General features: G+C 73.3%; 2 protein-coding genes. Both read right to left on the bottom strand.

What is annotated here, in order from left to right; translation table 11 throughout:
• Nucleotides 1–979, bottom strand: a 979-nt coding sequence (locus tag ACG83_RS13690; RefSeq protein WP_369812883.1) for a beta-ketoacyl synthase N-terminal-like domain-containing protein, incomplete at its 3' end; no start/stop codon positions are given.
• A gap of 20 nt (nucleotides 980–999) precedes the next feature.
• Nucleotides 1000–11547, bottom strand: coding sequence for a type I polyketide synthase (locus ACG83_RS46010; protein WP_054566463.1), 10548 nt, complete (start codon nucleotides 11545–11547; stop codon nucleotides 1000–1002).
• Between the last annotated feature and the right edge of the window lie 523 nt (nucleotides 11548–12070).

Below are 12070 nucleotides of genomic sequence, written 5' to 3'. Positions count from 1 at the left end.
CCACCCCCGACGGCGCCGTCAACCCATTCGAACCACCATCCGAATTCACCGCAGAACCACCCACCACCGCCAACACCCGATGACCCCGCTCCCGCGCCACCGACAACCGCTCCACCACCACAACCCCACCCCTCACCCCACCCGTCCCATCCGCACCCTCACCAAACGCCTTCACCCGACCATCCACCGCCAACCCACCCTGCCGAGAGAACTCCACAAAACCCACCGGCGTCGACATCACCGTCACCCCACCCACCAACGCCAACGAACACTCCCCCACCCGCAACGACCGCACCGCCACATGCAACGCCACCAACGACGACGAACACGCCGTATCCACCGTCAACGCCGGCCCCTCCAACCCCAGCGTGTAAGCGACCCGACCGGAGGCGACACTGGAGGCGGTGCCGCTGATCCGGTACCCCTCGACGCTCTCGGGCGCACCGACCGTCTCGACGCCGTATCCCTGGTAGATCAGCCCGGTGAAGACACCGGTGTCGGTGCCGCGCAACGACGTCGGATCGATCCCCGCATGCTCCAACGCCTCCCACGACACCTCCAACAACAGACGCTGCTGCGGATCCATCGCCAACGCCTCACGCGGAGAAATCCCAAAGAAATCCGCGTCGAAACCCGCCACATCCGAAAGGAAACCACCCACCCGAACATCACTCCGACCCGGCGCCCCCGGATCCGCACTGAAAAGAGCACCCAGATCCCAGCCACGATCCACCGGAAAACCCGACACCACATCCCCACCCCGCACCACCACATCCCACAACTCCGCCGGCGACGACACACCACCCGGGAAACGACACCCCATACCCACGATCGCAATCGGCTCGCGAGCGGAGTCCTCCAGCTCGCGCACCCGCTGGGTCGCCGACCGAAGCTCGGTGGTCGCCTGCTTCAGGAAATGGCGCAGCCGGTCCTCGTTCGACACGTCGGACTCCTCCTGGTCTCTGGCGGGGACGAACAGCTGGATGGGCGGATCCAGGCTTACGAGATGCCGAACTCCCGGCCGAGGAGGTCGAACATCTCCTCGTCGGTCGCCACGCCCAGATCCGCGGTGGCCGTGTCGGCGGCGGGTCCGTCGCCTCCGGCCGGTGCCTGGCCGCGCAGGGTACGCAGCATGGCCCGCAGCCGGGTCTCCAGCGCGGCCCGCGCCTGTTCGTCCGGAGAGCTGGCCAGCATGCTGGCCTCCAGCCGGTCGAGGGTGGCGAGCATCGGCTCGGGGCCGTTCTTCCCGAGGCCGCTCTCCTCGGGGTTCAGCAGTGTGAGCAGGTGCCGGGCGAGCGCGTCGGGAGTGGGATGGTCGAAGACGACCACCGCGGGGAGCTGCTCCCCCGTCGCCTGGGCGAGGCGGTTACGTGTCTCCACCGAGGTCAGCGAGTCGAAGCCGAGATCGGTGAAGGCCCGGTCCGCCGGGATGTCGTCCGGCGAGGCGTGCCCGAGTACCGCGGCGACCTCGGACCGCACCAGGCCGAGCAGGAGACGGTGCCGGCCGCTCGCCGGCACCGACGCGAGGCGATCCCGCAGCCCGACAGACCGCGGGCTGGCGAGCCCGGCGGAGGGCAGCCCCGCGGACGACAGCCCCGCTGCGAACAGGTCGTCGGGCCCCGCCCCGGCGATCCGCGAACGACCGTCCCGGCCGCGCGCGGCCGCCTCCCGGGCCGCCGGGATCTCGTCCACGAAACGGGTCGTCCGGTCTGGTGGGAAGGCGGCGACGAAGCGCTCCCAGTCCACCCGCGCCACCACAACGCCGGGCTCGGCACGGCCGACGACCTGCGCCAGCGCTCGCAGCGCCTCCTCGGGCGCCAGCGGCGGCAGGCCGTGGCGCTCGGTCCGTTCCCGCACCCGCGGGTCGTCGGCCATGCCCGCACCGGCCCAGGGCCCCCAGGCCACCGAGGTCGCGGGCAGGCCCCGGGCCCCGCGTCGCTCGGCCAGCGCGTCCAGCCAGGCGTTCGCCCCCGCGTAGGCGCCCTGGCCGGGGTTGCCCCAGATCCCGGCGACGGAGGAGAACAGCACGAAGGCGTCCAGCGGCTGCCCGGCCAGGAGATCGTCGAGGTGGGCGGCACCGGTCGTCTTCGCCGCGACGACCGCGGCCAGCTCCGCCGGCGTCGTCCGTTCCAGCACCGCGCCGTCACCGCTACCGGCCGCGTGGACGACCGCGGTCAGCGGCTGGTCCGCCGGCACCGTGGCGATGATCTCGGCGAGCGCGTCCCGGTCGGTGACGTCGCAGGCGGCCACCACGACCTCGGCGCCGAGGCGGGTGAGCTCCGCCGCCAGCTCCGCGGCACCGGGTGCGGCCAGGCCCCGCCGGCTGGTGAGCAGCAGGCGCTCGGCGCCCTCGGTGGCACACCAGCGGGCGACCTCCGAGCCCAGCGCACCGGTCCCCCCGGTGATCAGAACCGTCCCGCGGGGACGCCACCGGGAGCCATCCGTGACGGCTCCGGGGCCGCCCCGGGCGCGCATGATCCGCCGGGCGAACAGGCCCGCCGGGCGCAAGGCCACCTGGTCCTCACCGCAGATCCCGGTGAGGACCGCGGCCAGCCCCTCGGCCGCCCTCGGGTCAAGCGCACCCGGCAGGTCCACCAGACCGCCCCAGCGCCCGGGCATCTCCAGCGCGGCGACCCGGCCGAGCCCCCAGACCTGCGCCTGCGCCAGCACCTGCGCCTGGCCCGACGGTGGGTCCCCGGCTCCTGTCGACACCGCGCCACTGGTCGCGCACCACAGCGGGGCGGTCACCCCCACATCACCCAGTGCCTGCAGCAACGCCGCGGTCAGCGCCATGCCTGTCGGGAGAACGGGATGCGTCCCAAGCGCAGTGGTGTCCATCGACGCCAGGGACAGCACTCCCCGGATGTCATCCAGGATCGGCTGGTGCGTTCCGGTCAGGGCGGCGAGGCGGCCGGCGAGCCGCCCGCGGTCGGTGTCGGAGCCGTCCACGGCGAGTCGCACCACCCTGGCGCCGCGCAGCTCCAGCGCCTGAGCGCACTCGTCGGCCAGCCGGGCCGCTTCCGGAAGCGGGGGAACCGCCACGATCCAGGTTCCCGAAAGCACCGGCGCGGTGGGGACCGTCACCGGCGTCCAGGCGATCCGGTAGGTGAGGTCGTCCGCGCCGGACCCGGCGGTCTCGTCGGCGCGGCCGCCGGAGTCGGCGGAGTCGGCGACGACCGGGGACGGCGCCAGCCAGTACCGACGCCGTTGGAACGCGTATGTGGGCAGGTCGACCCGGCGGGCCCGCGTCCCGGCGAAGAACGACGCCCAGTCGATGTCGACGCCATGGACATGCGCCCGGCTCAGCGCCGTCACCAGAGCGTGCTCCTCGGAGCGGTCCGCCCGCAGCGTCGGGATGAACACGGCGTCGCCGTCGGCGACGCACGCACGCCCCATCGCGGAAAGGACACCGGTCGGCCCGAGCTCAAGGAATGTTGTGACGCCCCGCTCACGCAGGCAGGCGACAGCGTCACCGAAACGCACCGCGGCGCGGGCCTGCCGGACCCAGTAGTCGGCCCCGCACAGCTCGGCGGCCGACACCGACCGGCCGGTCACCGTGGAGACCAGTGCAACGGTCGGTGCCTGGTAGCGCAGGGATTCGGCGACTCTGCGGAACGGCTCCAGCATGCCGTCCATCAGCGGGGAGTGGAACGCGTGGGTGACCCTGAGCCGGCGGGTCCGCCGGCCGGCCCGGTCCGCGAGCACGGCCATCGCGGCCACTGCGGCCACCGTCCCGGAAAGCACGACGGAGGTGGGGCCGTTCACCGCGGCCACGTCGATGTCACCAGCCACGTCGACGTCACCGGTCACATCGACGTCACCGGTCACATCGACGTCACCGGTCACATCGGCGTCACCGGCCGCCCCGCCGTCAGCGGTGCCGATGTCAGGGGCCGCGGCGCCGCGCGGGATGGCGCGCAGCCATGCACGCACCTCACGTTCGGTCGCCTCGACGGCGAGCATCGCCCCGCCCGGCGCGGCCGCCATCAGCCGCCCCCGCGCGGCCACCAGGGCGCAGGCGTCGGGCAGCGAGAGCACTCCCGCGACGTGCGCGGCGGCGATCTCACCGATGGAGTGCCCGGCGACGACATCCGGTGCGACACCCCAGGCCCGCAGCAGGCCGTACAGCGCCACTTCCAGCGCGAACAGTGCGGGCTGCGTGTTCTCGGTGCGGTCGAGCCGCTCGGGGTCGTCGACCACGTCGTCGAGGGGGCTGTCCAGCAGCGGGTCGAGATGGGCGCGGACCTGGTCGTAGCACTCGGCGAAGACCGGGAACCGCCGGTAGAGCTCACGGCCCATCCCGGGCCGCTGCGAGCCCTGGCCGGTGAACAGCAGCGCCGTGCGGCCCGGAGCGCTGACCGTCGCCCGCTCGACCGTCGGTGTGGACTCACCGCGGGCGAGCGCCGCCAGCCCGCCGGTGGCGCCGTCGAGGTCGGTGGCCACCACCGCGGCCCGGGACGGCAGCGCGGCACGACCGGTCGCCAGGGAGTAGCCCACGTCCACCAGAGGCTGTGCCGGCCCCGAGGCGGTCCCGGTCTCCGGAGCCGGGACGCCGGAGGGCAGGAATGCTGCCAGCCGGGTGGCCTGGGCGCGCAGCGCATCCTCGGACCGAGCGGAGACCAGCCAGGGCACGACCGTGGGAGGCACCCCCGTCGCGGCGGTGCCGTCGTGCGGGCTCCCGCCGGGGGCCGGGAGGTCCCGGGCGCCTGACCAGTCCGCGTCAGGGCCGGCCTGCTCCAGGATGACGTGTGCGTTCGTGCCACTGATCCCGAACGACGACACCCCCGCCCGCCGCACCCGACCCCCCACCTCAGGCCACCCCACCGACTCCCGCACCACCTCCACACCCCCCACCGACCAATCCACCCGCGACGTCGGCACCCCCACATGCAACGACCCCGGAACCACCCCCCGACCCAAAGCCCCCACCATCTTCACAATCCCCGCCACACCCGCCGCCGCCTGCGTATGACCAATATTCGACTTCACCGACCCCACCAACAAAGACCGACCAGAACCCCGCCCCCGCCCATAAACCCCCAACAAAGCACCCAACTCAATCGGATCACCCAACCGCGTCCCCGTCCCATGCCCCTCCACCACATCCACCCCATCCGCCGCAACACCCGCATCCACCAACGCCGCCCGCAACACCCGCTCCTGCGCCACCCCCGACGGCGCCGTCAACCCATTCGAACCACCATCCGAATTCACCGCAGAACCACCCACCACCGCCAACACCCGATGACCCCGCTCCCGCGCCACCGACAACCGCTCCACCACCACAACCCCACCCCTCACCCCACCCGTCCCATCCGCACCCTCACCAAACGCCTTCACCCGACCATCCACCGCCAACCCACCCTGCCGAGAGAACTCCACAAAACCCACCGGCGTCGACATCACCGTCACCCCACCCACCAACGCCAACGAACACTCCCCCACCCGCAACGACCGCACCGCCACATGCAACGCCACCAACGACGACGAACACGCCGTATCCACCGTCAACGCCGGCCCCTCCAACCCCAGCGTGTAAGCGACCCGACCGGAGGCGACACTGGAGGCGGTGCCGCTGATCCGGTACCCCTCGACGCTCTCGGGCGCACCGACCGTCTCGACGCCGTATCCCTGGTAGATCAGCCCGGTGAAGACACCGGTGTCGGTGCCGCGCAACGACGTCGGATCGATCCCCGCATGCTCCAACGCCTCCCACGACACCTCCAACAACAGACGCTGCTGCGGATCCATCGCCAACGCCTCACGCGGAGAAATCCCAAAGAAATCCGCGTCGAAACCCGCCACATCCGAAAGGAAACCACCCACCCGAACATCACTCCGACCCGGCGCCCCCGGATCCGCACTGAAAAGAGCACCCAGATCCCAGCCACGATCCACCGGAAAACCCGACACCACATCCCCACCCCGCACCACCACATCCCACAACTCCGCCGGCGACGACACACCACCCGGGAAACGACACCCCATACCCACGATCGCAATCGGGTCGTCACCGGACCCGGTACGGGAGGCTGTCGGCGACCGGGCCAGGGCCACCGCGGAAGCCGCGGGACCGACCGGCGGACGATCCGCGGCGGCGTCCCCGCCGTGATCCCCGCTGCCGCCAGGGGTGTGATCAGCGCCGCCGCCAGGGGCGACCGGCTCCGTCGCCGGCCGCACGCCCGTGAGCTCACCGGCCAGGAATCCGGCGAGCGCGGCCGGGGTGGGATGGTCGAAGACCACCGTGGTGGGCAGCGCCAGCCCGGTCCGATCGGCCAGCCGGGCACGCAGCTGCACCGCGGTGAGCGAGGTCGAGCCGAGCTCGCTCAGCGCCCGGTCGGCGGGGACCTGGTCGGCCTCGTCGTAGCCGAGCACCGCCGCGGTCTCCGCCCGCACCATGGCGAGCAGCAGCCGGCGCCAGTCGGGATCGGACATCCCGGCCGGACGGCGCAGCGGGTCCGCTTCCCCACCGGTGTCCGCCGTTCCGGCGGTCGACGGGGTGAGCGCTCCCTGCGCGTTCGCTCCCCGCGGGCTCAGTGCGGCACCGGCCTCGGGCAGATCGGCCAGCAGCCGGCTCGGGCGTGCCGCGGTGAAGATCGGTGCGAAGCGGTCCCAGTCGACATCAGCCACGGTCCGCACGCCCGCGGCACCGCCGGCCCGCTCCAGCGCGGCCACCGCCAGCTCCGGGCGCAGCGGGCGGAGGCCGCGTTCCCGCAGGTGGCCGGCGATCTCGGGGTCGACAGCCATGCCGCCCTCCGCCCACGGCCCCCAGGCGAGAGCCGACGCGGCCAGCCCGCGCGCCGCACGGTGCGCGGCGACCGCGTCGAGGCAGGCGTTGGCCGCGCTGTAGGCGCACTGGCCGCCGCTGCCCCAGGTGCCCGCGATGGAGGAGAACAGGACGAACGCGTCGAGCTCCCGGGCTCCCAGCAGCTCGTCGAGGTGCCGCGCCCCCGCGACCTTGCCGGTGACCACGTCGGCGAACTCGGCGATGTCGATGTCGGGCAGCCCCGTGAACTGCCCGGCAACGCCGGCCGCGTGGACGACCGCCGTGAGCGGGCTGGTCGCCGGGACGGCCGCGAGCACGGCCGCCAGCGCGTCCCGGTCCGCCGCGTCGCAGGCGACCACGCTCACCTCGGCGCCCCGGCCGGCGAGGTCGGTCACCAGGCCGGACGCGCCCGGCGCCGCCATGCCCCGTCGGCTGGTGAGAACGAGTCGGGCGGCACCCCGGTCGGCGCACCAACGCGCCACCGCGGCACCCAACGCACCGGTCCCGCCGGTGATCAGTACGGTGCCGCGGGGCCGCCAGCCGACGCCGACCGGGTCCGGGCGGGTACGGACGATCCGCCGCGCGAAGACTCCCGAGTCGCGGATCGCCACCTGGTCCTCGCCGGTCGCGCCGACGAGGACCGCCGCCAGCCGGCGGGCCGCCGGGCCGTCGACAACCGGCGGCAGATCCACCAGGCCGCCCCACGAGCGCGGCAGCTCCAGCGCGGCGACCCGCCCCAGGCCCCACACCTGCGCCTGGACCGCGCTGAGCCCGGCAGCAGCCGTGCTGGGTTCGGTGCCGGAAGCGGTATCGCCCGTGGGACCGGCGTCGCCTGAGGCGGACGGCCCGTCCACACCGGACGCGTTCTCGGCGGCAGCGGGGTCGTTGTCAGCGGGCTCGCCGTCGGCGGCATGGGCACCGACCAGGCCGGCTGGCATCGCCGCGTGCGTCGCACACCACAGCGGCGCGTCGATTCCGGCATCGCCGAGTGCCTGGAGCAGCGTCAGGGTGGCCGCGAGGCCCCGGGAGACGGCCGGATGGTCGGTCCGGTCGCGTTCGTCCAGGGCGAGCAGCGAGAGCACCCCGGTCAGCGGACCGCCGCCGGTGTCCACCTCGGCCAGCAGTGCTGCCGTCGAGTCGCGCTCAGCCTCGTGGGAGTCCGTCCCTACCGGGAGCACCGCGATCACCTGACCGCCGCTCACCTCGATGGCCCGCACGCACCCGTCCACGACCGCGCCGTCGACAACCGCTCCGTTCGTGGACGCTCCGTTCGTGGACGTGCCGTTCGCGGGCATGCCGTTCGCGGGCGTGCCGCCGACGCCGTCCGCGGGGACCACCAGCAGCCACCGGCCTGGTGCGCCTTCGACGGGCGGCATCGCCACCGGCCGCCACACCGCCCGGTAGCTCCAGCTGTCGACGGCATCCTGGCCGCGGCGGTCCGCCCGCCAGGCCGCGAGCGCGGGCAGCACGGTGTGCAACGGGGTGTCCGCGGGAATGTCCAGCACCTCGGTGAGGTCGCCGCGCGCCACCGCGTCCCAGAAGGCCCGCTCGCCGGCCTCACCCGGCCGTTCCTGCGCGCTCGCCGCACCGACGCCGCTGCTGGTGCCGGCCCCGATGCCGGCCAGGTCGCCGGGGAGCGCCGGGGCGGAGAGGATGTCGCCGAGCCAGAACCGCCGGTGCTGGAACGGGTAGGTGGGCAGATCCACCCGGCGTGCGCCGGTGCCGGCGAAGATCGCCGACCAGTCGACGTCCACGCCACTCACCGCCAGCAGGGCCAGCGCGCGGGCCAGGGCCGTGTGCTCCTCGGCATCCCGCCGCAGCGTCGGGACGAACACCGCGTCGGCGTCGCCCACCAGGCACTCCTGGCCCATTCCGGTCAGCACCGCGTCCGGGCCGATCTCGAGGAAGGTCCGCACGCCCCGTTCGTGCAGCCGGTCGATGCCGTCCCGGAAACGCACCGTGGACCGGACCTGGCGGACCCAGTAGTCGGCGGACCTGAGCTCGTCCGGGTCGGCGAGCTGACCGGTGAGGTTGGAGATGAGAGGAATCTCCGGCGGACGCATGCTCAGACCACGGACGAGCTCACCGAACTCAGCCAGCATGCCGTCCATATGCGCCGAGTGGAACGCGTGCGACACGTGCAGCCGGCTCGCCTTGCCGCCGTCCGCGCGCCACCGCTGCGCGATCTCCAGGACGGCCCGGGCATCACCGGAGAGGACCACCGACTCCGGCCCGTTCACCGCGGCGACGTCCACCCGGCCCGCGCCGGGGCCGGTCAGCCCGCCCCACACGGCGATCAGGTCGAGCGCCTGCGCCTCGGACGCGCGCAGCGACACCATCGCGCCCCCACCGGGCATCGCCTGCATCAGCCGTCCGCGCGCCGCCACCAGCGCGCAGGCGTCGTCCAGGGAGAACACCCCGGCGACGTGGGCGGCGGCGAGCTCGCCGATCGAATGGCCCAGCAGAAGGTCCGGGCGAACGCCCCAGGAGCCCAGCAGGTCGACGAGGGCGACCTCCAGGGCGAACAGCGCCGGCTGCGTGTACTCGGTGCGGTCCAGCGCCGTATCGGGCGGCACGCGGTCGGTGCCGAACACGACGTCGCGCAGCGGGCGGGTCAGATGCTGGCCGAAGGCGGCGCAGATCGCGTCGAAGGACTCGGCGAACACCCGGTGGCGACCGTACAGCTCGCGGCCCATGCCGAGCCGCTGGGCGCCCTGGCCGGTGAACAGGAACGCGAGGCGATCGGTGTGGCGCGCGGGACGGGTCACACCCCGGATCAGCGACGCGGACGGTTCCCCCGCCGCCAGCGCGTCAAGCCCGCGCAGCATGCCGGCGAGGTCCGCGGCGACGACGGCGGCGCGGTGCTCCAGTACGGCGCGGCCGGTCACCAGGGACCAGCCGACGTCCACCAGGGCGGGTCGGGGCTCGGAGGTCACCCGGGCCAGCAGGCGGGCCGCCTGCTCCCGCAGCGCCGGCTCCGACCGGGCCGAGAGCAGCCACGGCAGGTGCCGACCCGGCCCGCCATCGGCGGCCGAGTCGTCGGCCACGGAGACCCCGCCCGGGGAGACTCCGGCCAGGGAGTCATCGGCGACGGAGTCACCAGTGCAGGAGACATCGGCGACGTGGGGCGCCTCCTCCACGATGACGTGGGCGTTCGTGCCGCTGACCCCGAACGCCGAGACACCGGCCCGGCGCACCCGGGCGGCCCGTGGCCACGGCACCGGCTCGGTCAGCAGACGCACCTGCCCGGCGGACCAGTCGACGCGGGATGCCGGCGCGTCCACGTGCAACGTGCGCGGAAGCAGGCCATGCCGCAGCGCCAGCACCATCTTGATCACGCCGCCGAGGCCCGCTGCCGCGACGGTATGCCCGATGTTCGACTTGAGCGAGCCCAACCACAGCGGCCGGTCGGCCGCGCGGTCCTGCCCGTACGTGGCGATGATCGCCTGTGCCTCGATCGGGTCACCGAGCCTGGTCCCGGTGCCGTGCGCCTCCACCGCGTCCACGTCGGACGGAGTGAGGGCGGCCCCGGCCAGCGCCGCCCGGATCACCCGTTGCTGGGCCGGCCCGCTGGGCGCCGTCAGCCCGTTGGAGGCGCCGTCGGAGTTCACCGCGCTGCCCCGGACGACCGCCAGCACCGCATGGCCGTTGCGGCGGGCGTCCGACTGCCGTTCGAGCACGACCACCGCCGCGCCTTCGGCCCAGCCGGTGCCGTCCGCCGCCTGAGCGAAGGACTTGCAGCGACCGTCCGGTGCCAGGCCCTGCTGGCGGCTGAACTCCACCAGCACGTCGGTGGTGGACATCACCGTGGCACCACCGACCATGGCCAGCGTGCACTCACCGGCACGCAACGCCTGCGCAGCCAGGTGCAGGGCCGTCAGCGAGGACGAGCACGCCGTGTCCACTGTCACCGCCGGCCCTTCCAGGCCGAGGGTGTAGGCAACACGGCCGGAGGCGACGCTGGGCAGGGTTCCGCTCATCAGGTGGCCCTCGACGGCGGCCGGGGCGGCCCGCCACGGCGGGCTGTAGTCGGCGACGGCGATACCGGTGAACACTCCTGTCGAGCTGCCGCGCAGCGAGAACGGGTCGATGCCGGCCCGCTCGAGCGCCTCCCACGAGACCTCCAGCAGCAGTCGCTGCTGCGGGTCCATCGCCAGCGCCTCCCGGGGCGCGATACCGAAGAAGGCCGCGTCGAAGCCGGCGACGTCGGCGAGGAAGCCACCCTGGCTGGTGTAGAAGGTGCCGGACCGGCTCGGGTCGGGGTCGTAGCCGGCGGCGAGATCCCAGCCGCGGTCGGTCGGCAGGTCGACGACGGCGTCACGCCCCTCGACAAGCAGCTCCCACAGGTCCTCGGGGCCCCGAACACCGCCGGGGAACCGGCACGCCATGGAGACGATCACGATGGGGTCGTCCACCGGATCCGGCCGTGCCTCGCCGCCGGGCGACGACCCGCCGGCGACGCCGGCGGGCACTGATGTCCGCAGCACCCGGTCCCGCAGATAGCTCGCGAGACGTTCCGGCGACGGATGGTCGAACAGCAGCGTGGCGGGAAGTGGCAGCCCGAGCCCCGTGCTCAGCGCGTCCCGGAAGCCGGCGGTGCTTCCACCGCCGAGCCCCAGCCGAGTGAAGGGAACACGGGGGTCGAACGGGACCCGTTCGCCCTCGTCGCCGACAGCGCGGACCAGGTTTCGGCGCAGCAGGTCGAGCAGGACCCGGTGCTGTTCGACCTCCGGAAGACCGAGAAGCGTCTCCCGCCAGGTGGAACGGTGCTGTCCGGCCAACGATTCTCCCGGGATGAAGGTCCGACGCGTGAGGACAGGCCCCGGGCGGCGGATATCACCGACCAGGTGCAGGAATTCAGGCGGAGAGAAACGGCGACGGAATCAGACCGGGTACAAGGATCCGTCGACCGAACAGAACACGATCGTCCGGTCGGCGTTCAGATGACCGGGCCGGCGGCGGAAGGGGGTGGCAAGGGGGTGGCAAGGTACCGTGCGAATCGGCGCGCACGCCGCCGCGGAGAACGGCCGGTCAACGCGACATCATCGGCAGGGATCCGGCCGGCAACGTCCCACAGCGGGATCAACCCGCGGCACCACCTAAACCCGCGACGCCACCGCGAGCAGTGGATCCCCGTCGCGCGGCTCCATACCTGCTTTCAGTCCCCCGCCTCGCGTTACCTGACCCGACCAGTTGGATGGACATCCCAGTCCACATTCCAATCGTTCCGAGAACAGTCACATCGCATGCATGTCAGCCCACCGCGCAGCCCGGGCCTCATGTAGGAAGGCATCCAGAGGATAG

Origin of the sequence: Frankia sp. R43, assembly GCF_001306465.1 — a bacterium.
Lineage (GTDB): Bacteria > Actinomycetota > Actinomycetes > Frankiales > Frankiaceae > Parafrankia > Parafrankia irregularis.
Note: the sequence above shows the minus strand (reverse complement) of the source record. Positions and strands in the feature narration are given on the sequence as shown.